At 70.6% G+C, this 19,166-nt stretch carries 17 protein-coding genes; 3 read left to right on the top strand and 14 right to left on the bottom strand.

The genetic code is table 11. The annotated features are described in order from the left end of the window. Positions 1–163: 163 nt before the first annotated feature. On the top strand, positions 164–1,120 hold the full coding sequence (locus MQN93_RS01220; protein ID WP_016432006.1) for an ABC transporter substrate-binding protein: 957 nt from the start codon (positions 164–166) through the stop codon (positions 1,118–1,120). 79 nt (positions 1,121–1,199) lie between these two features. Here MQN93_RS01220 and MQN93_RS01225 read toward each other — a convergent pair whose 3' ends face one another. The 6 genes from MQN93_RS01225 to MQN93_RS01250 all read right to left on the bottom strand — a co-directional run bounded on the left by MQN93_RS01225 (position 1,200) and on the right by MQN93_RS01250 (position 8,972). Next, on the bottom strand, positions 1,200–2,594 hold the full coding sequence (locus MQN93_RS01225; protein WP_242707914.1) for a glycoside hydrolase family 43 protein: 1,395 nt from the start codon (positions 2,592–2,594) through the stop codon (positions 1,200–1,202). A 102-nt stretch (positions 2,595–2,696) separates the two neighbouring features. Continuing rightward, positions 2,697–3,677 carry an ROK family protein gene (locus tag MQN93_RS01230; RefSeq protein ID WP_242707915.1) on the bottom strand — a complete coding sequence of 327 codons (981 nt, stop codon included), beginning with the start codon at positions 3,675–3,677 and terminating at the stop codon, positions 2,697–2,699. Beyond that, positions 3,674–5,377 carry a dipeptide ABC transporter ATP-binding protein gene (locus MQN93_RS01235; protein WP_242707916.1) on the bottom strand — a complete coding sequence of 568 codons (1,704 nt, stop codon included), beginning with the start codon at positions 5,375–5,377 and terminating at the stop codon, positions 3,674–3,676. The genes MQN93_RS01230 and MQN93_RS01235 overlap by 4 nt, the downstream gene beginning before the upstream one ends. After that, positions 5,374–6,258: an ABC transporter permease gene (locus MQN93_RS01240; protein ID WP_016432002.1), complete on the bottom strand. Its 885-nt coding sequence runs from the start codon at positions 6,256–6,258 to the stop codon at positions 5,374–5,376. The genes MQN93_RS01235 and MQN93_RS01240 overlap by 4 nt, the downstream gene beginning before the upstream one ends. Beyond that, the gene (locus MQN93_RS01245; protein ID WP_242707917.1) at positions 6,255–7,214 is read right to left on the bottom strand and encodes an ABC transporter permease; all 960 of its coding nucleotides are present in this window, start codon (positions 7,212–7,214) and stop codon (positions 6,255–6,257) included. The genes MQN93_RS01240 and MQN93_RS01245 overlap by 4 nt, the downstream gene beginning before the upstream one ends. A gap of 3 nt (positions 7,215–7,217) precedes the next feature. Beyond that, the gene (locus MQN93_RS01250; protein WP_242707918.1) at positions 7,218–8,972 is read right to left on the bottom strand and encodes a peptide ABC transporter substrate-binding protein; all 1,755 of its coding nucleotides are present in this window, start codon (positions 8,970–8,972) and stop codon (positions 7,218–7,220) included. A 176-nt stretch (positions 8,973–9,148) separates the two neighbouring features. Here MQN93_RS01250 and MQN93_RS01255 point away from each other — a divergent pair, with 176 nt between their 5' ends. Together MQN93_RS01255 and MQN93_RS01260 are read left to right on the top strand one after the other, a co-directional pair. Next, positions 9,149–10,345: an ROK family transcriptional regulator gene (locus MQN93_RS01255; RefSeq protein WP_242707919.1), complete on the top strand. Its 1,197-nt coding sequence runs from the start codon at positions 9,149–9,151 to the stop codon at positions 10,343–10,345. 56 nt (positions 10,346–10,401) lie between these two features. Then, on the top strand, positions 10,402–11,910 hold the full coding sequence (locus MQN93_RS01260) for a M81 family metallopeptidase (protein ID WP_242707920.1): 1,509 nt from the start codon (positions 10,402–10,404) through the stop codon (positions 11,908–11,910). Here MQN93_RS01260 and MQN93_RS01265 read toward each other — a convergent pair. The 8 genes from MQN93_RS01265 to MQN93_RS01300 form a co-directional block, all read right to left on the bottom strand. After that, positions 11,891–12,502 (bottom strand): GTP-binding protein, encoded by a 612-nt coding sequence (locus MQN93_RS01265; protein ID WP_242707921.1) that lies wholly within the window; start codon positions 12,500–12,502, stop codon positions 11,891–11,893. The two genes, MQN93_RS01260 and MQN93_RS01265, sit on opposite strands and share 20 nt — an antisense overlap. Further along, positions 12,489–12,845, bottom strand: a complete 357-nt coding sequence (locus MQN93_RS01270) for a DUF742 domain-containing protein (protein ID WP_016431996.1) — start codon at positions 12,843–12,845, stop codon at positions 12,489–12,491. The genes MQN93_RS01265 and MQN93_RS01270 overlap by 14 nt, the downstream gene beginning before the upstream one ends. Before the next feature lies 1 nt (position 12,846). Further along, positions 12,847–13,278: a roadblock/LC7 domain-containing protein gene (locus tag MQN93_RS01275; RefSeq protein ID WP_016431995.1), complete on the bottom strand. Its 432-nt coding sequence runs from the start codon at positions 13,276–13,278 to the stop codon at positions 12,847–12,849. Positions 13,279–13,293: 15 nt separating this feature from the next. Further along, a complete protein-coding gene (locus tag MQN93_RS01280; protein WP_242707922.1) occupies positions 13,294–15,633 on the bottom strand; it encodes a sensor histidine kinase in 2,340 nt (779 codons plus the stop codon). Between the two features lie 151 nt (positions 15,634–15,784). Further along, on the bottom strand, positions 15,785–16,795 hold the full coding sequence (locus MQN93_RS01285) for a substrate-binding domain-containing protein (protein WP_016431993.1): 1,011 nt from the start codon (positions 16,793–16,795) through the stop codon (positions 15,785–15,787). Positions 16,796–16,998: 203 nt separating this feature from the next. Further along, the gene (locus tag MQN93_RS01290; protein ID WP_372504242.1) at positions 16,999–17,841 is read right to left on the bottom strand and encodes an SAM-dependent methyltransferase; all 843 of its coding nucleotides are present in this window, start codon (positions 17,839–17,841) and stop codon (positions 16,999–17,001) included. A gap of 123 nt (positions 17,842–17,964) precedes the next feature. Further along, positions 17,965–18,429: a DUF6114 domain-containing protein gene (locus MQN93_RS01295; RefSeq protein WP_242707923.1), complete on the bottom strand. Its 465-nt coding sequence runs from the start codon at positions 18,427–18,429 to the stop codon at positions 17,965–17,967. Next, entirely contained in the window at positions 18,429–19,100 is a 672-nt protein-coding gene (locus MQN93_RS01300; RefSeq protein ID WP_242708497.1) for a DUF6230 family protein, read from the bottom strand. Before MQN93_RS01300 ends, MQN93_RS01295 begins: the two co-directional genes overlap by 1 nt. Between the last annotated feature and the right edge of the window lie 66 nt (positions 19,101–19,166).

The raw sequence follows: 19,166 nt of genomic DNA on the forward strand, positions 1-19,166 counted from the left end.
AGAGCCTCCGCTTCCCCGCTGATCTGTTCACACTGCATTCACAACCGATCACGCATTGAGGCCAATTGGTGACCGTGCTGGTCTTGACTGAGTAAGAACAGGCTGGATTGGATCAGTTCCAGAGTTTGCTTCTCATCAATCCCCCGAGTCCGGAACGGGAATCGTGACTTCCAACGCCCCACGCAGCAGGTCCCTCAAGAGCTACTCCGCGGCGGCCGTCGCGCTTGCCGCGACCACGGCCCTGCTGGCGGGATGTGGCTCCTCCGACGACGACAAGTCCTCCGACCCGCTCCAGGGCGGGAAGTCCGACGGCAAGACGGTGGTCGTCGGATCGAACAACTTCGCCGAGAGCATCCTGCTCGCCGACATCTACGGCGAGGCCCTGAAGGCCAAGGGCATCAAGGTCACCTACAAGCCGAACATCGGCAGCCGCGAGACCACGTACGGGCTGCTGAAGAACGGCTCCATCACCGTGCTGCCGGAGTACAACGGCGCGCTGCTGGCCTACCTCGACCCGAAGGCCGCGCCGAAGACGGTCGAGGCCACCACGGCCGCGATCGAGGCGAAGCTGGACTCCAAGCTCACCCTGCTGGAGCCGGCCTCGGCGCAGAACAAGGACTCCGTCACGCTCAACAAGGCCACGGCCGACAAGTACAAGCTGACGGACAAGTCCAGCATCGCGGACCTCAAGGACGTCGCCAAGGACCTGACCATCGGTGCCTCGCCGGAGTTCCAGACCCGGCAGCAGGGCCTGGTGGGCCTGAAGTCCGTATACGGTCTGGAGTTCAAGGGCTTCAAGGCGCTGGACGCGGGCGGCCCGCTGACCCAGGCGGCGCTGAAGAAGAACACCGTGCAGGCCGCGGACATCTTCACCACGGACCCGACCATCGCCAAGGAGAAGTTCGTGGTCCTGCAGGACCCGAAGCTCCTCTTCGGCTTCGAGAACGTGCAGCCGCTGGTCTACAAGAGCGGTCTGTCCTCGGAGGGCGTCTCCGCCCTCAACGCGGTCTCGGCCAAGCTCGACACCGCGGCCCTGCTGGATCTGGACACCCAGCTGCAGGACAACAAGGACCCGCTGGACGTCGCCAAGGCCTGGCTGAAGTCGGCCGGCCTCGACTGATCGGCGTCGCAGGACGAGAGCATCAGGGTGCCCCCTCGCCGAGGGGGCACCCTTCGTCCGTCGGCGGCGGGTGCGGGCGTCAGTACCCCACGCGGAACGTCGCGTCCTGCCGCTCCGTGGCGGTGGAGACCGGATCGATGCGCAGGGCGTAGTCGTAGTGGCGGATGTACCGGGTCGGGTTGTTGTACGAGCGGAACGACGCCCAGGACGCGTCCGCCAGACCCGCGGTCCGGTGGAACGTGGCGTCCGCGGTGAACGTCGAGGTGCCGTCGCTCTCGTCGAGCCGCAGCGCGTAGTCGTGGTGCCGCAGATAGCGGGTCGGGTAGTTGACCGACTGGAAGGACACCCCCGAGCTGTCGGCGAGGCCCGGCACCAGCTTCCACTGGGAGTCGGCGTACGGGTCGAAGGCGTACGCGTCGATCCGGCCGACGAAGTCGGCGTGGCGGACGTAGCGGTCCGGGTAGTTGTAGGACTTCAGCCGGTTCCAGGCGGGGGTGCCCCATTTGGCGAGCAGGTTGCCGTACTCGGCCATGGTGATCGGGTGGATGCCGCAGTGCTTGGAGTTGAGCGGCTGGGTGTACGTCCTCTGGTTGAGGGCGGTCCAGGTGCCGGCCGCCAGGCTGCTGCTCCGCCAGGCGTAGAAGACGCCGTTCGGCGACCAGGTGTCGCCCCACAGGTACCAGGTCGAGCCGGAGGTGAGGGACCTGACCAGGGTCGGGGCCTCGGTGCCGCCGTGTGAGACGGCGGTGCTGAACTCGGTGAAGCTGCCCGGGTCCAGTGAGGTCGAACGCGCGCCGACCAGCGTCGAGTTCTTCTTGAAGTAGAGGTAGTTGACGCCGTTCACGCCGACCGCCAGATCGCCGTCGATGACGTCGTAGCCCGGGTCGAAGAAGACCTGGGGGCTGCTCGCGGTGACGAAGTCGCTGGTGTGGTTGACCATGATCACGTTGTGGCCGCTGGAGTTCACGGCCGAGTAGATCACTCCGTACCGGCCGCGGCTCGCGTCCCAGTAGGCCTCCGGGGCCCAGCTGTGGGTGTTCATGTCGTGCAGCTTCATCCGCCGGTAGCCGGTGAAGGTGCGCAGGTCGGTGGAGTCCCAGACATGGATGTACTGGCTGACGTACGACCAGTCGGTGCCCAGCAGGTCGGTGGCGAGCACGACGAAGGTGCCGTCCTGCTTGCGCAGGACGAAGGGGTCGCGCAGACCGCCGGAGCCCGCGGTGGGGGTGGCGACCGGGTTGTTCTGGTTGAGCGGCGTCCACTCCAGGCCGTCGGTGCTGACGGCCAGGTGCAGGCCGTAGTTCGCGGCCAGCATGTCCGGCGACTCCGTGAAGTAGCACATGACGTACGCCGCGTCGGTGGCGGCCCGCGCGGTGCCCGCACCGAGGGCCAGTGCGCCGGTGCCGGCGATCGGGAGGGCCGCCGCCATGCCGAGGATGCGGCGGCGGGAGGGGTGGGGTCCTGTTGCGTCCATCTGGTCTCCAGGGGCGTGGGTGCCGAGGGGCCTGGCGATCGATATGTCGAACAGAGTTCGGTAAATCGGTCAGAAGGTAGGGATGTGACGCGTGGGCGTCAATCACACCGTCGTGCTTGGCCGGTTCTCGTCGTTCACATGTCCCGCGACCGTGGAGCTGCTGTGTGGATCGAGCTCCGCCCGTGCCCGAGCCGCCGCCCCGACCGCCACCGCGTCACCGCCGAGGCCCGCGGGCAGGACCGTCAACGGGCGGCCGCTGACCGGGGGTTCGGCGGCCAGGGCCCGCCGGATCGACGGCTCCACCAGCGACCAGGAACGGCTGACGCCCCCGCCGATCACAAAGGTGGTGACGTCCAGCAGGCCCGCCGTGATCAGCAGCGCACGGGCCACACCGGCGCCCGCGGCCTCGTACACGGCGAGCGCGTCCGCGTCCCCCAGCGCCGCCGACTCGGCCACCCCGCGGGCGCTGACGGACCGGCCGGTGCGCTCGCCGTAGCGGGCGGCGATGGAGCGGCCCGACGCGAGGGTCTCCAGATGACCGCGGCCGCCGCAGGTGCACGGCAGATCACCGAAGCCCGGCACATGCCCGATCTCGCCGGCCGCCCCGTGCGGCCCCTCGTACAGTCCCCCTTCCAGCCACAGCGCCCCGCCGACCCCGGTGCCCAGCGTCATGCCGAGCACATGCGGTACGCCCGCCACCACACCGGCCGCCGCCTCGCCGCGCAGGAACGCGTTGACGTCGTTGTCGAGGAACGCCGGTACGCCCAGCGCCCGTTCGATCTCCGCGCTCACCTCGAACCCGGCCCAGTCGCGGAAGGAGTCGCTGGCCACCAGGATCCGCCCGGCCCGCGCGTCCACCACCCCGGCCGCCCCGACCCCCACGGCGAGCAGCCGCGCCGGCGTACGGTCCAGCAGGCGCCGTACGCACGCAAGGGCGGCGCCCACCATCGCCGCCCCGCCGTCGGCCGCCGGGGTCGGCACCTCCAGCCGGTCGACGATGCCGAAGTCCTCCGCGCACAGGACCACCTGGGTGGTCGTGCCGCCGATGTCGACGCCCGCGATCACCTCGGGACCTCGTGTCACGCAGTGGCCTCCGTTCGTTCCTGCGCCCGGCGGCGCCGCTGCACCACCGGATCCGGCACGGGCACGGCCGCGATGAGCCGCCGTGTGTAGTCGCTGCGGGGCCGCAGCAGGGTCGACATGGTGGGCCCCTGTTCCTCGACCCGGCCGGCCCGCATGACGACGACCCGCTGGGCGAACTCCTGGACCACCGCCAGGTCGTGGGAGACGAAGAGACAGGCGAAGCCCAGCTCGCGCTGCAGCTCGGCGATCACCTCGAGCACCGTCCGCTGCACGCTCACGTCCAGTGCGCTGGTCGGCTCGTCCGCGACCAGCAGCCGTGGTTCGAGGACCAGGGAGCGGGCCAGGCTGACGCGCTGGCGCTGCCCGCCGGACAGCTCGCGCGGTCCTCTGGCCGCCAACTCCTTGGGCAGCCGCACCAGTTCGAGCACCTCGGCGACCCGGGCCCGCCGGTCGGCCGACGACATGCCCCGGCGGTGCATCCGCAGCGGTTCGGCGACGCACTCGGCCACGCTCATCCGTGCGTCCAGCGAGGCCACCGGGTCCTGGAAGACCACGCCCACCCCGGACAGCAGGGCCCGTCGCCTGCGGCCCCGGGTGCGTCCGAGGTCGGTGCCGAACAGCGACACCGTCCCGGCGTCCGGCGGGATCAGGCCGAGGGCCACCCGCGCCGCCGTGGACTTGCCGGAGCCGGACTCGCCCACCAGGCCGACGGTCTCGCCCGGGCGGACGTCGAGCGTCACCCCGTCGAGCGCCTGCACGGCGGACGGCCCGCGCCCGAACCGCACGGAGACGTCCCGGAGTTCGACCACGGACGCGCCCTCCCGCTCCGGAGCGTCCTCGCCGCTGAGGGCCAGCCGGGGGACCGCGGCGAGCAGCCGCTGCGTGTACTCGTGCGAGGGACGCAGCAGCACCTGTTCCACCGGCCCCGTCTCCACGATCTCGCCCCGCAGCATCACCGCGACCCGGTCGGCGAAGTCGGCGACCACGCCCATGTTGTGGGTGACGAGGAGGACTCCGGTGCCGTAGTCCGCCGCCAGCCCCCGTAGCAGATCGAGGATCTCGGCCTGCACCGTCACGTCCAGGGCCGTCGTGGGTTCGTCCGCGATCAGCAGGTCCGGCGAGTTGGCGATGGCCATCGCGATGACGACCCGCTGCCGCTGCCCGCCGGACAGCTGGAACGGAAACGCCGACGCCCGTCGCTCCGGCTCGGGAATGCCGACCCTGCGCAGCAGTTCGACCGCCTCGCGGGCGGCCTCCGCGCGCGAGAGGGGCCGGTGGTTGCGGATGACCTCGGCGATCTGCGCGCCGACCCGGGTGAGCGGGTCGAGTGCGGTGGCCGGTTCCTGGAAGACCATCGAGGCGGTACGGCCGCGCAGCCGGGCGAGTTCGGCCTCGCCGGTGCCGACGACCTGCGTGCCGCCGACCGTGATCCGGCCGGAGACGCGGGCGTTGCCGGGCAGCAGGCCGAGCGCGGCCAGGGCGACCGTGGACTTGCCGGAGCCGGACTCGCCGACGAGGGCGAGGGTTTCGCCGGGCTGCACGTGCAGTGCAATGTCACATACCGCGGGTACGTCGCCGGTGTCCGTGCCGAACGTGACCCCCAGCCCCTCGACCTCCAGCACCCTCTCCGCCGCCGTCTCCGCCGCCGTCCCCACCTCAGCCGCCGCCTCGGCCTCCGCGTCCTTCTCCGCGCCGCTCATCCCCGCCCCCTCACGTCGAACGCGTCCCGCAGCCCGTCGCCGATCGCGTTGAACGCGCACACGACGAGGATGATCGCCAGACCCGGTGGGACGATCAGCCACCAGCGTCCCGAGTACGCCGCCGTCAGACCGGCCGACAGCATGCCGCCCCAGTCCGTCTTCGGCGGCTGCACGCCGAGGCCCAGATACGACACGTACGCGACGAGCAGGATCGCGTCGGCGACCTGGAAGGTGGCCGCGACGACGATCGTCGACACCGAGTTGGGCAGGATGTGCCGGGCGATCGCCCGGCCGTGCGTGCCGCCGGTCGCGCGCAGCGTCAGCACGTAGTCGCGGCTCTTGAGGGTGAGCGTCTCCGCGCGCACCAGCCGGGACGGGACCAGCCACGACACCAGCCCGAGGACGAGGATGAGCCCGAGGGTGTCCGGGGTCGTGATCGCGGAGACGACCAGCAGGATGAACAGCGCGGGGATGGCGATGCCGGCGTCGACGACCCGCATCATCACCGCGTCGGCCCAGCCGCCCACGTAGCCCGCCGTGGCACCCCACAGCGTGCCGATGACGGTCGCGAGGACGCCGGCCGCGAGCCCCACGAGCAGCGAGACCTGCCCGCCGAACATCAGCCGCCCCACCTCGTCGTGCCCCACGGCGTCCGTCCCGAGCCAATGGGCCCCGCTCGGCCCGAGGTTGACCTGATGGAGATCGGTATGGGTCTGGTCGGTGGAGTACAGCAGCGGTCCGACGAAGCAGAACAGCAGGAAGACGACCACCACCACGAGCCCGGCGACCGCCAGCTTGTTCCGCGTGAACCGCCGTAGCGACAGACGGTAGTTGGCGACCGGCTCGGCGGTCGGGGTGGTGGACTGCAGTACGGCACTCATGTACGGCCCGCCTTCACTCGGGGATCGACCACCCGTTGGACCACGTCGGCGAGCAGGGTGCCGACGACCGTGGCGACGGAGATGACGAGGACGCAGCCGAGCAGCACCGGATAGTCGGAGGACTGCGCGGCGCTCCAGAACAGCAGCCCCATGCCCGGGTAGTTGAAGAGCTGCTCGACCACGAGCGCACCGCCGAACAGGACGGGCACGTAGTAGCCGAGCATCGCGATCACCGGGGTCAGCGAGTTGCGGAACACGTGCCGGAACAGGATCGCCCCCTGCCGTGAGCCGCCCGCCCGCGCGGTGCGGACGTAGTCCTCGGACAGGTTCTCCAGGGTCGCGGCGCGCATGTAGCGGCTGAAGACGGCCACCATGGAGGCGGCCCCCGTGACGACCGGCAGCACGAGCGCCACCGGGTCCGCGAACACCTGGGCCAGCGTGTCCCCCTGGGGTGCCTGGGAGGGGAACCAGTGCAGGGTCTGGGTGAAGACCAGCACCAGGATCAGGCCGAGGAAGTACACGGGCGTCGAGTACGCGACGAAGCTCAGCGTGGTGATCACGTAGTCCGCGGGCTTGTTGCGCCGCACCGCCTGCCACATGCCGAGCGGGATCGCCAGCAGCAGGCCCACCAGCGCGGACAGGACCGTCAGCACCAGTGTCTTCGGCAGGCGCTGCCCGATGAGCTGGGAGACGCCCTCGTTGAGGGTGTACGACGTGCCCAGGTCGCCGTGCAGCAGGGTGCGCAGGTAGTAGACGTACTGGACCGGCAGTGAACGGTCCAGGCCCTGCTCGTGGTTGAACGCCGCGATCTGCTGTGCCGTCGCCTGCGGTCCGAGGATCCCGCGTGCGGGACCCCCGGGCAGCGCGTGCAGCAGGCAGAAGACCACGACCGTGACGATGAGGATCACCACGAGGGCCTGGAGCGCCCGCCGGAGCAGATAGAGAAGAGTCTCCATGCCTCAGCTGGTCCACTTCCACTGCGCCGGGTGGAAGTTGGCGAGCGAGTCCTGGGCGAAGCCGCCGAGCCCCTTCTTCATCACCGAGATCTGGTAGTCGGGCTCCGGCAGCCAGATCACCGGCAGGTCCTTGGCGAGGGAGGCGCTGTAGTCCTGGATCGCCTGGTTCGAACTCGACGTCGTGGACGCGCTGATGAGCTGGTCGACCTTGGCGTCGGAGTAGTTGCCGAAGTTGGAGCCGCCCTTGGACTGGAAGAGGGCGTCGCCGGTCGGGAACGCCGGGAAGTACCAGCTGCCGGCCGTGCCGAAGAAGGACAGCTGCCACTTGCAGATCGACTGGCTCGCCGTGCACTGCGGGGTCTGCGAGAGCACGGAGTTGACCGGCGCGGTCTTGATGGAGAACTTGATGCCGGTCTTCGCGAGCGAGGACTGGATCGCGCTCATCATGTTGTCCGTGACGGCCGAGCCGGACTGTGAGAGCACCTGCATCTGGAACTTCGTCCCCTTGGCGACCCCGTCACCGCACTGGCTCGCCCCGCTGCCCGGGCGGGTGCAGGTCATCACCCCGCTCTGCTCGCTCCAGCCGTGCGAGGTGAGCAGCGCCCTGGCCGCGCTCGTCGAGAACGGGTACGGGTTGTCCTTCTGCGTCTGCGAGACGAAGGCGGAGGCCTGCCCCGTGGGGATCGGGCCGTAGCCGGGAACGGCGGTGCCGCTGAAGACGACCTTCGCGATGGTCGTCTGGTCGATCGAGCGCTGGATCGCCTGGCGGGCGTAGAGCTGCTTGAACACCGGCCCCATCGACGGGTTGTTGAAGTTGTACGGCATGTACGTGATCGCCCAGCCCGACCACGGCTTCACCTCGTAGCCCCGCGCGGTGAAGCTCTCCTTCTGGTCGAGGTCGGTCGCCTCGATGTAGCCGTAGTCGACGCTCCCGGAGCGCAGGGCGTTCTTCTCGGCGTCCGTCGTGGTGAACGGCAGCAGGTTCACCGTGGGGATGCCCGGCTTCTCACCGCCGTCGTACTTCTTGTTGGCGGCGAGGACGACCTTGCCGGCCGTGGAGAAGGACTTCACGCCGTAGGGGCCGCTGATCGTCTTCCACAGCGGGTTGGAGGCGTAACCCCCGATGTTCTTGGCCGCGTTGTTGAGGTACGTCCACGTCTTGACGGGGTCGCCGCCCTGGTCCCAGGCGTGCTTCGGCAGCGGGATGATGTACTGCAGCTCGTTCGCCAGCATCCACTGCGGGTTGTAGGCCTTGTCGAAGGTCAGCGTGACGTGGCGGTCGTCGTCGGCCTTCAGGGACGTCCAGTTGTCGGGCGCCTGGCCGGGCGAGTAGCCCGCCCACTGCTTCTTGTTCGCCTTGATCAGGTCGAACCAGAACTTCACGTCCTGCGAGGTGATCGGCTTCCCGTCGCTCCAGTGGCGGTCGCCCAGCGTGATCTTCACGCTCTTGTTGTCGGCGGCGAAGTCGGCGGCCGTCGCGATCGAACCGGCCTTGTTCCAACCGATCTTGCCGGTCGAGCCGTCGTACGCGACCAGCGGCTCCCACAGGGTGTGCGAGATGGAGCTGTTGTTGGTGTTCAGATGCGCCGCGGTGCCGATCGGCAGGATCCAGTTCGGCGTGAAGTTCGCGGGCAGCGCGTAGTTGATGGAGTCCTTGGACGCGGACGACGAACCGGTCGACCCGGAGCAGCCCGCGAGCAGCAGCGCGCACGCGGAGAGGGTGACACCGGCCAGGAGTCTCGTGCGGGCAGGGGACATGGCTCTCCTCGGGGATGGGCTCGAGCGGGGTGAGGACAGTCAACGACCCGCTTGTCCGAAGAAACAGACGCGCCGCTGTAAAAAGTCTGTTTCTGCTGTTCTGGAAAAAGCCTGGAGGGGTCTCGATTGGCCTACGCTCATCGCTCCGAGAGCCGAAGACGGAAGTTGTTTCGTCCATGACTGAAAAAAGTCCGCCGAGGCGCAAGCACAGCGCGGGCGTCTCCTCGCTGGCCGAGCGCGTCCTCGAACTGCTCGCCTCCGGGCAGGCCACCACCCGTACGGAGATCGGCACCCTGCTCGGCGCCGCGCCCTCGACGGTCTCCTTCACGGTGAGCCAGCTGCTGGACCTCGGCCTGGTCGCCGAGGAGGGCACGGTCTCCTCCGCCGGCGGACGGCCGCGGAAGGTGCTGCGCCTCGGCGGCAGCGACGGGTTCGCGGTGGCGGCAGAACTCGGCGGACGGCACGCCCGCGTGGGCGTGGTGCTGCCGGGCGGCGGGCTCACCGAGGTGTCGACCGTGCCGTTCCCGACGGCCGACGGACCCGACGGGGCGCTGCCGGGACTCGCCGAGACCCTGGCGGGCCTGGCCGACCGGCACGGGCGGAGCCTGCTGCGCGGCGTCGGCCTCTCCCTGCCGGGCCCCGTCGACGTCGCCTCGGGCGTGGTCACGCTCCCGTCCCGGATGCCCGGCTGGAACCGCTTCCCCGTCCGCGCCTGGCTGGAGGACCGCTTCGGCGTCCCGGCGGCCATCGAGAACGACGCCAACTGCATGGCCGTCGGCGAGCACACCGTCCAGCCCGTGGGCCGGCGCCAGTCGATCATGGTGAAGACCGGCACGGCGATCGGCGCGGGCGTCATCGCCGACGGCCGCCTCTACCGCGGCGGCACGGGCGCGGCCGGCGAGATCACCCATGTCCGGGTCGAGGCCGGGCACGACATCCCCTGCTCCTGCGGCAACACCGGATGCCTGGAGACGGTCGCCTCCGGCGCGGCCCTGGTCCGCATCCTGCGCGAGCGCGGCCTGACGGTGACCAGCACCGAGGACGTCGTACGCCTCGCCTCCGACGCCGACCCCGAGGCGACCCGCGCCGTGCGGCAGGCGGGCCGCTACCTCGGCCAGGTGCTGGCCGCCAACGTCAACTTCTTCAACCCCGACGCCGTGTACCTCGGCGGCATCCTCTCCACCCTGGAGCCGTTCGTCGCCGCCGTACGCAGCCAGTTGTACGAGGGCTGCCATCCGCTGGTCACCGAGCACCTGGTGATCGAGCGGGCCAGCCTCGGCGCGGACGCGGGACTGGTCGGCGCGGGGCAGTTCGCGCTGCAGCGCGCGCTGGCGCACGCACTGCACTCCCTCACCGGCAACCACCACCCCTGACGGGCAACGACCACCCCTGACCGGCACCCACCACCTTTGATCCTTCCGGAGGAGCCATGCCGCAAGAGCGTCCCGTGATCGCCGTCGCCGGTCTCGGCATCGAGTCGTCGACGTTCTCCCCGGCCCGCACCGAAGCCCCCGCCTTTCACCCGCAGCGCGCCGACGAGGTCCTCACCCGCTACCCCTTCCTGGCCGCCGGCACCGAGCTGCGCGCCGCCGCCGACTGGCGCGGCGCCCTGGTCGGCAAGGCGCTGCCCGGCGGCACGGTGACGGCGGCGGCGTACGCCGAACTCTCCGCCGAACTCATCGAGCGGCTACGTCAGTCGGGCCCTGTCGACGGCCTCTGGTTCGACATCCACGGCGCCATGACCGTCGAGGGGCTGGACGACGCCGAGGTGGACCTGCTGACCCGCATCCGCGCGGTGATCGGACCGGACGTCCCCGTGTCGACCTCCATGGATCTGCACGGCAACGTCTCCCGCGCACTCGTCCACCTCAGCGATCTGATCACCTGCTACCGCATGGCCCCGCACGAGGACGCCATGGAGACCAAGGAGCGCGCCGCCCGCAACCTCGTGGACCTGGTGACCGGGGGCGGACCCCGCCCGGTCAAGGCCTGGGTCCCGGTGCCGGTGCTGCTGGCGGGCGAGCAGACCTCGACCCGGATCGAGCCCGCGAAGAGCGTCTACGCCGCCGTCCCCGAGGTGGAGGCCGCCGAGGGCGTCACGGACGCGGCGATCTGGGTCGGCTACGCCTGGGCCGACGAACCACGCAACCGGGCGGCGGTCGTCGTCACCGGACCGGACCGCACCGAGGTGTCCCGGGGCGCCGAGCGACTGGCCCGCGGCTTCTGGCAGGCGCGCCGGGACTTCGCCTTCGTCGCCCCCACCGGCACCCTGTCGGACTGCCTCGACGAGGCGCTCGCCTCCTCGGCCCGTCCGTACTTCATCAGCGACACCGGCGACAACCCGACCGCCGGCGGCGCGGGCGACGTCACCTGGGGCCTGCAACAGGTGCTGTCCCGCCCGGAGTTCAAGGACCCCTCGGGCCCGACGGTCATCTACGCCTCCGTGCCCGGACCGTCCGCGGTCGCCGAGGCCGAGAAGGCCGGCGTCGGCGCGACGGTCACCGTCACCGCGGGCGCCGAGGTCGACGACCGGCACGCCGGGCCGCTCACCCTGACCGGTGTCGTCCACGCGATCCGGCACGGCGACCGGGACGCCGAGACCGAGGTCGTCCTGCGCGTCGGCAGCGTCCGGGTGATCCTGACCCGGCTGCGCAAGCCGTACCACCACGAGCACGACTTCACCGACCTGGACCTCGACCCGCGCACGGCGGACGTCGTGATCGTCAAGATCGGCTATCTGGAGCCCGAACTCTTCGCCATGGCCGCCGACTGGAAGATGGCCCTGACCCCCGGCGGCGTGGACCAGGACCTGACCAGGCTCGGCCACCACCGCATCCGCCGGCCCATGTTCCCCTTCGACGCGGACATGCCCGACCCCGACCTCACCGCCCGGATCGTCCCGCCGCCGGGCGAACCGCTCACCGGTCCGGAGGAGTGAGCCGGCCCGCTCCGTTCGAGCGGGTCGCCGCCTCGATCAACTGGTCGATCAGCGCGATCAGTACGTCCCGTGACGACTCCCGCTCACGCGCGTCGCACAGCAGCACCTGCACATGCTCCGGCAGGGCGAGCGCCTCGCGGATCTCGTCGGGCGGATAGGGGTGGTCGCCGTAGAAGCCGTTGACGCCCACGACGAAGGGGATGTTGCGGCGTTCGAAGAAGTCGATCGCGGCGAAGCTGGTCTCCGGGCGGCGGACGTCGAGCAGGACGACCGCGCCGAGCGCGCCCAGCGCGAGGTCGTTCCACATGAACCAGAAGCGCTGCTGGCCCGGGGTGCCGAAGAGATACAGCACCAGGTCCTGGCCGATGGTGATCCGGCCGAAGTCCAGGGCCACGGTGGTGGCGTGCTTCTCCTCGATGCCGGCGAGGTCGTCGACGTCCACGCTCGCGAGGGTCAGCCGTTCCTCCGTGCGCAGCGGGGTGATCTCGCTGACCGAGCCGACCATGGTGGTCTTGCCGACGCCGAAGCCCCCGGCGATCAGGATCTTCACCGTGTCGGGTGCCGCCCGGGTGATGGTGTCAGAGCCGGCCAAGGCCGTCCCTCACTTTCTGCAGCAGGTCCAGGTCCGGATTGGCGGAGACGGGATGCGGAGGACGGGCGGTGATACGGCCCGCCTCCAGCAGGTCGCAGAGCATGATCACCACCACGCTCACCGGCAGGTCGAGCAGCGCGGCGAGCTCCGCGACGGCGAGCGGTTCGGCACAGTGGCGCAGGATGCGCTGCTGCTCGGGCTGCGGCCGGGTGGCCCAGACCGGCGGCGGGTCCACCGCGGTCACCGTCGTGATGAGGGTGAAGTCGGCGCGGCTGGGCCTGGTCCGTCCGCCGGTCAGTGCGAACGGCCGGACCAGACGGCCCGCCGTGTCGCCACCGCCCATCTCACGCGCCGGATTCGGAGGTCGGGCCGACGCCCGCCCGCGGCGCCGCGCTGAGGTGCTCGCCGATCTTCTTCACCAGCATGTTCATCTGGTACGCCACCACGCCCACGTCCGCGCCCTGGCTGGTGAGCACCACGAGGTGGGCGCCCGGACCGGCCGAGGTGAGGATCAGATAGCTGTGCGCCATCTCGATCAGCGCCTGGCGCACCGGGCCGCCGCGGAAGTCCATGCTGACGCCCTTGCTCAGGCTCATCAGACCGGACGCGGTGGCCGCCAGCCGCTCGGCGTCGTCGCGCAGGAACCCGGTGGACTTGCTGACGACCAGCCCGTCCTCGGAGAGCACGACGGCATGGTTCACCTCGGCGACCCGCTCCACGAGGCCGGTCAGCAACTGGTCGAGCTGGGTATGGGTGGCTGGGACTGCGGGTGTCATGGCGGTGTTCCTTCGTCAGCGGTCGGCGGGCGGTGTCGAGGGGACTGCAAGGCCTGCGGCGGGGACGGGCGCATCCGGGTCCCGAGTCCCGGGTGCGTCCTGAAGGTCGTACTGCGTCTCGGTGTCGTCGTCACGTGCCCGGAGCGTGCCGCGCTGGAAACCGGCGAGCGAGGAGGCGGCCTGCTCCGCGGTGAACTCCTCGTCGCCGTCGTCCTGTTCGCCGGAGGGGGGGGCCTCGCGCAGCTCGGCGGCCAGGCTGGTCTGGGGGACCCGGCGGGGGAGCGGCGCCATGCCGTCGCGCCGGGCGGAGGGCACGGGTCCCTTGGCGACGGGCGTCGTGGCGGCCGCAGGCTCCTGCGCGGGCTCCTTGTCCCCGTCGGCCGGTTCCTCGGTCGTGTCGCCGGCGGGGGTCTCGCCGGAGACGGCCGGAGTCTCGCGTACGACGATGTCGTGCGGGAGCAGCACGATCGCCGTCGTGCCGCCGTACGGCGAGGGGCGCAGCGTGACCGTGATGCCGTGCCGGGTGGCGAGCCGGGCGACCACGAACATGCCGAGCCTGAGGTCGTCGGCCAGCGCCACCACGTCGAACTGCGGCTCCACCGCCAACTGGGCGTTGAAGGAGGCGTAGTCCTCCTCCGACATGCCGAGGCCGCGGTCCTCCACCTCGACGGCCAGGCCCTTGGCCACCGTCGACGCGCGCACCCCGACCGGGGCGGGCGCGGGCGAGTACACCGTCGCGTTGTCGATCAGCTCGGCCAACAGATGGATCACGTCGGCCACCGCGGGCGGCGCGAGATACACGTCCTCGTCGGTGTGCACCTCGACCCGCTGGTACTCGGCGACCTCACCGACCGCGCTGCGCAGGATGTCGATCAGCGCGACCGGCTCCCGCCAGCTGCGCCGCGGCTGCTCGCCGCTGATGATGACCAGGTTCTCCTCGTAGCGGCGCAACTGGCTGGCCGTGGAGTCCAGTTCGTACAGGCCCTTGAGGACGTCCGGGTCGGAGTGGCTGCGCTCCAGCGTGTCGAGCTTGGTCAGCTGCAGATTGACCAGGTTCTGGCTCTGCCGGGCGATGCCGAGGATCACCTTCTGGAAACCGCGCCGGGTGTCGGCGAGTTCGACCGCGGTGTGCACGGCGGTGCGCTGCGCCTTGTTGAACGCCCGTGCCACCTGGCCGAGTTCGTCGGAGCCGTAGTCGAGCGGCGGGGTCGCCAGGTCCGCGTCGACCTTCTCGCCCCGGTCGAGACGCGAGACCACGTCCGGCAGCCGCTCCTCGGCCAGGCTCAGGGTGGCCTCGCGCAGACCGCGCAGCCGGCGGGACAGGGAGCGGGTGATCCGCCAGGACATGCCCACGCACAGCAGCAGGGCGATCAGTCCGCCCGCGCTCAGCGCGGCGGCCTTCAGCAGCAGGTCGTCGGCCTTGTCGGCGCTGCGGTCGAGCAGTGCGGACGTCTGGGCGCCGATCAGCCGCCCGTACTCGGCGCCCACCTTCTCGAACGCGGCCGCCCACTCCTTCTGCGCGGCGGGCAACGCGACCTTCCCGCCGGACGCCGAGGGCCGGGAGGCCAGCACCTGGTCCTCGACGCGCTGAATGGTCTGCCACTCGGGGCTCTGCAGGATCCGCTCGGTCTGGGTCTTCGCGCTGCCGCGCAGCGAGGGCACGATCTGGTCCTCGACCAGCCAGCGGCGGGTGGCCACCAGCTCGGAGAAGGTGTCCCAGGACTTCTCGCCCAGCCGCCCGGACGGCCAGGCCACGGTCAGCTGGGCGTCCTCCTGGGAGACCAGCTCCGCCGCGTGCTCCAGCGCGACCAGCGGCCCGGCCTGCGAGGTGAGGTCGCCGTCGTCGACCTGCGAGAGCTCCTGGAAGGCGTGGATCTGGTCGTCGATGATCGAGCTGTACTGGTCGAGCGCCTGCGCGGCGGTGATGTCCGTGGGGTCGTCCAGCTGGCCGCGGTAGTACTCCAGGCTGCTCACCGAGCCGAGGACCGAGTACAGCCGGTCCGAGATGCGCGCGGGGGCGTTGTTGATCGCGTCGGTCTGGCCGACCAGCTTGGCGACGGCCTTGTCCGTCGCCGCGCGCTGGGTGTCCAGTGCCTGCCGGGAGCCGCGCGGGTCGGCCAGCCAGGCCGCCGACAGACTGCGCTCGCGCTGCAGGGCGAGCGTGGCGTCGGTGCCCATGGCTCCGGTGGACCGGCTCAGTTCCGTCTGCCCCCGCAGCCGCAGCCCCTCGCTGAAGATCTGAGTGGTCGTCAGCGCCCACATGGCCGCGAGCGTGACGCTCGGCACCAGGGCCAGCAGGATCAGGGAGAGACGTATGGAGCCGATACGGCGCCGGGCACCTTTCCGTTCAGACATCGTCGTCCTAGGCGATCAGCGGAGCGAAGGGGGAAACACGGGGGTGGCCGTGAGCTGGGAGAGAAGGGGTGCTCTGGATGCTATCCGCACAACTGACCGCACGTGCCCCAGGTCTCCGAATCTTTCGAGACATTGACGTCCGAAGTGTCGTTCAGCGCGTCCCGTGGGACGCGAACTCGGCGACCGAGGCCACGTTCGCCTTGGTGACGAACGCCGGTCCGGTGAGCACGGGGGAGACCCCGCCGCCGCTGACATTGCCGTTGGTCCTGTACAGCCACAGCGCGTCCACCGCGAGATAGCCCTGCAGATAGGGCTGTTGATCCACCGCGAACTGCACATCACCGCTCCGGACGGCCTTCACCAGGTTCTGGTTGAGGTCGAACGTCGCCACGTGCGCCCTGCTGCCGGAGTGCTTCACCGAGTCCACCGCGTCGAGCGCGAACTGGGCGCCGTTCATGATCACTTCGTCGATCGTCGGGTCCTGGCGCAGCCGGGCGGTGAGCGCGGCGTCGGTGGAGTTCGCGTCGGTGCCGTCGACGTAGACGATGTCGGTCCGGCCGCCGAAGGTCTTCTTCACCCCGGCGCAGCGGGCCTCCAGGGCGACGTTGCCGCGCTCGTGGATCACACACAGCGCGTGCTTGGCCCTGAGGTCGTCGAGCTTGTCGCCCACGGCGCGGCCGGCCAGGCTCTCGTCCTGTCCGAAGAACTCCAGGGCCCCCTCGGACTGCCAGGAGTCGATGCCGGAGTTGAGGCCGACCACGGGGATGTCCGCGCCGCGCGCCGCGGCGACCGGGCCCTTCATGGCCTGCGGCTTGGCCAGGGTCACCGCGATGCCGTCGACCTTCTGCCGGATCGCGTCGCGCACCAGCGAGGCCTGTGCTGCCGCGTCCGGGTCGTTGGCATACGTCAGTTCGATGTTGTCCTTCGCGGCGGCCGCCTCGGCGCCCTTCTTGACCAGGTTCCAGAAGGTGTCGCCCTCCGAGGCGTGGGTGACCATGGCGACCTTGAGACGGGCCGTGTCCGCCCTGCCGCCGGTGCCGAGAGAGGAGTCGGACCCGCCCCCGGACCCGGAGCACCCGGCCGCGAGCAGACAGACGGCGGCGGCCGCGGCGAGCGCACGGGCGGATCTGTGGGCGGCGGACTGTGGGGGAGGAGTGTTCATGAGGGTGCGGCACCTCGCTGTGCGGCTGAGCAAGTGGAACGGCGAGTCGGAGGCTCCGTCCGTCGTCCGACGTCGGACGACGCAAGGTGACTCTCGCTGGCCGGAGCCAATCGTGTGGGACCGTCGGTCGTCAAGTGATCAGCAACATTCAGTGAGTTGTTGCTGCCGCATCGTGATGATGCGGTCCGTCGGCGGGGGTGCGGCTACGGTTTGCGGGCCACGACGCCGTACATCGCGATGTCCTCGTCGCGGATCGGCCCCGGGTCCGCACCGTCCGGACGCCACTTGTGGACCTGGACCAGGCCCGGCTCGACGAGCTCCAGGCCCTCGACGAACTCCCCGGCCTCCGCGAAGGTGCGCAGCCGCATCGGCATGCCGCGGGCCGCGTACTCGACGGCGACCCGGCCGACCTCCTGCGGCGCGAACTCGGCGGTGCCGATGGACATCGCGAGATGGCTGCCCGGCGCGAGCGGTTCGAGCAGCCGGCGGACGATGCCCACGGCGTCGTCCTCGTCGAGCATGAAGTGGACGATCGCGACGACGGTGAGCGCGACCGGCTCGGCCAGGTCCAGGGTGTCGCGGAACGCGGGGCTGTCGAGGATGGTCCGCGGATCGCGCATGTCCGCCTCGACATAGGACGTCCGGCCCTCGGGCGTGCTGTTCAGCAGGCTCTGCGAGAGCGTGAGGACGAGCGGGTCGTTGTCGACGTAGACGACCCGGGACTCCGGGGCCACCGACTGGGCGATCTCATGGATGTTCGGCGACGTCGGGATGCCGGTGCCGATGTCGAGGAACTGGCGCATCCCCGCCTCCTCGGCCAGCCGGCGGACCGCCCGGTTCAACCAGTCGCGGTTGGCCCGCATATGGACCGGCAGGGCGGGCCACTCCCGGCACATGGCGTCGCCCGCCTCCCGGTCGGCGGGGTAGTGGTCCGTGCCGCCCAGGATGTAGTCGTAGATCCGCGCGGCATGCGCGGTGCCGGTGTCGATGCCGGCCCGGCCGGCCGGCCGGGCGCTGTCCTCGGGCACGATGGCCCCTCCCGTCACGTCGTCCCGCTCCACGGAGCCCCGACATCTACTTCGTCAACCGACGCGCGGGGCAAACCACTTGGGCAACAGGAGTCACGGGAGGCGGCACGGGTCGCGTCCGGGGCCGGGTTCGGTCCCCGGTCAGGCGGGCACGCCCTGCTCCTCGTGCCGTGCGCTCGCTTCCTTCCTGTCCTTCCTGTCCTTCCTGTCCTTCCTGCGCTGCCGCCGGCTGCGGCGCGGCTCCTGGTCCGGCAGCCAGCCGAAGACGAGGCAGCTGCCCACGACGCCGAGGAGCAGGCCGATGAAGAAGCCGCCCAGGTTGGAGGTGATCCAGGAGCCCAGGGAGGCCAGGACGCCGATGATGGAGTAGAAGAGCCGCTGCGAGGGGCTGAACAGGGTCAGCAGCCCGCACAGCACCATGACCACGGGCAGCAGGTACCCGGCCAGGCCCTGCATGCCGATGTGCATGACGACCTTCAGCGAGGCCTTCTCGGTGAGCAGGATCTCCGCCCCGCCCAGAGCGAGCAGCAGCCCGCCCCAGAACGGGCGGCGGGCCCGCCACCGACGGAAGGCGGGCCGCACGCTCTGTGTCCGACGCGTCCGCATCAGCAGCCCGAGCTGCTGAACGACAGTTTCAGACCCGGCAGTTTGAAGACGCCCGCGGTCGTCGCGTAGTTCGTCTGCCGCAGGTTGTCGATGTGCACCGTGTCGGACTGCTGGCTGAAGACGCCCTTCGGGCCCTTGACGCCGGCCTTGTCGAGGGTGCTCGCGTCATTGCCGATCTCGATGTTCTTGAACGCGGCGTCGCCGGACAGCTCGGTCGAGTCGGTGGTCAGGTCGGTCGCCTTCACCTTCGACGAGCCGCTGCCCGCCTTGATGAGCAGGTTGGTGCCGCCCAGGTCGACGCTCTGGCACAGGCTGTCCAGCGTGGCGTTCTTGATCGCGGAGGTGACGATCAGCACCTGACCGCCGGTGTCGCCCTCGTTCGGGCTGTTCTCGATCATGCTGTCGAGCCCGCCGAACTGCTCGAAGCCGGTGCCGTCCAGCGACTTGGCGGTGACGGTGAAGGGCATGCCGGAGATCGAGAACGACACCCCCAGCGCTCCCTCCGCGGTCATGATCGCGAGGCCGGCGGCGACCGCGACGGCGGGCACCGCCATCACGGCGGCCCGGCGCAGCCGGACCCGACCGCGTCTCGCGGGGCCGGTCGTGGAACCGCTCTCCGCGCTTCCTGGGGTGTGGTCGGCGGACGGGGTGACGTCCGAGGACGAGGCCATCTCTGCTCCCATGTGCTTGGTCATGGCGGGTTGGGCATCAGCGGCACGTTGTCCTGGCGCGGACAG

It is taken from the genome of Streptomyces spinosisporus, from assembly GCF_022698145.1.
GTDB lineage: Bacteria > Actinomycetota > Actinomycetes > Streptomycetales > Streptomycetaceae > Streptomyces > Streptomyces spinosisporus.

What these genes read in the sequence shown, in the direction of transcription:
- MQN93_RS01285 (WP_016431993.1), bottom strand. Translation starts at nt 16,795, where the DNA reads ATGAACACTCCTCCCCCACAGTCCGCCGCCCACAGATCCGCCCGTGCG.
- MQN93_RS01295 (WP_242707923.1), bottom strand. Translation starts at nt 18,429, where the DNA reads ATGCGGACGCGTCGGACACAGAGCGTGCGGCCCGCCTTCCGTCGGTGG.
- MQN93_RS01235 (WP_242707916.1), bottom strand. Translation starts at nt 5,377, where the DNA reads ATGAGCGGCGCGGAGAAGGACGCGGAGGCCGAGGCGGCGGCTGAGGTG.
- MQN93_RS01240 (WP_016432002.1), bottom strand. Translation starts at nt 6,258, where the DNA reads ATGAGTGCCGTACTGCAGTCCACCACCCCGACCGCCGAGCCGGTCGCC.
- MQN93_RS01300 (WP_242708497.1), bottom strand. Translation starts at nt 19,100, where the DNA reads ATGGCCTCGTCCTCGGACGTCACCCCGTCCGCCGACCACACCCCAGGA.
- MQN93_RS01255 (WP_242707919.1), top strand. Translation starts at nt 9,149, where the DNA reads ATGACTGAAAAAAGTCCGCCGAGGCGCAAGCACAGCGCGGGCGTCTCC.
- MQN93_RS01250 (WP_242707918.1), bottom strand. Translation starts at nt 8,972, where the DNA reads ATGTCCCCTGCCCGCACGAGACTCCTGGCCGGTGTCACCCTCTCCGCG.
- MQN93_RS01225 (WP_242707914.1), bottom strand. Translation starts at nt 2,594, where the DNA reads ATGGACGCAACAGGACCCCACCCCTCCCGCCGCCGCATCCTCGGCATG.
- MQN93_RS01245 (WP_242707917.1), bottom strand. Translation starts at nt 7,214, where the DNA reads ATGGAGACTCTTCTCTATCTGCTCCGGCGGGCGCTCCAGGCCCTCGTG.
- MQN93_RS01275 (WP_016431995.1), bottom strand. Translation starts at nt 13,278, where the DNA reads ATGACACCCGCAGTCCCAGCCACCCATACCCAGCTCGACCAGTTGCTG.
- MQN93_RS01280 (WP_242707922.1), bottom strand. Translation starts at nt 15,633, where the DNA reads ATGTCTGAACGGAAAGGTGCCCGGCGCCGTATCGGCTCCATACGTCTC.
- MQN93_RS01270 (WP_016431996.1), bottom strand. Translation starts at nt 12,845, where the DNA reads ATGGGCGGTGGCGACACGGCGGGCCGTCTGGTCCGGCCGTTCGCACTG.
- MQN93_RS01260 (WP_242707920.1), top strand. Translation starts at nt 10,402, where the DNA reads ATGCCGCAAGAGCGTCCCGTGATCGCCGTCGCCGGTCTCGGCATCGAG.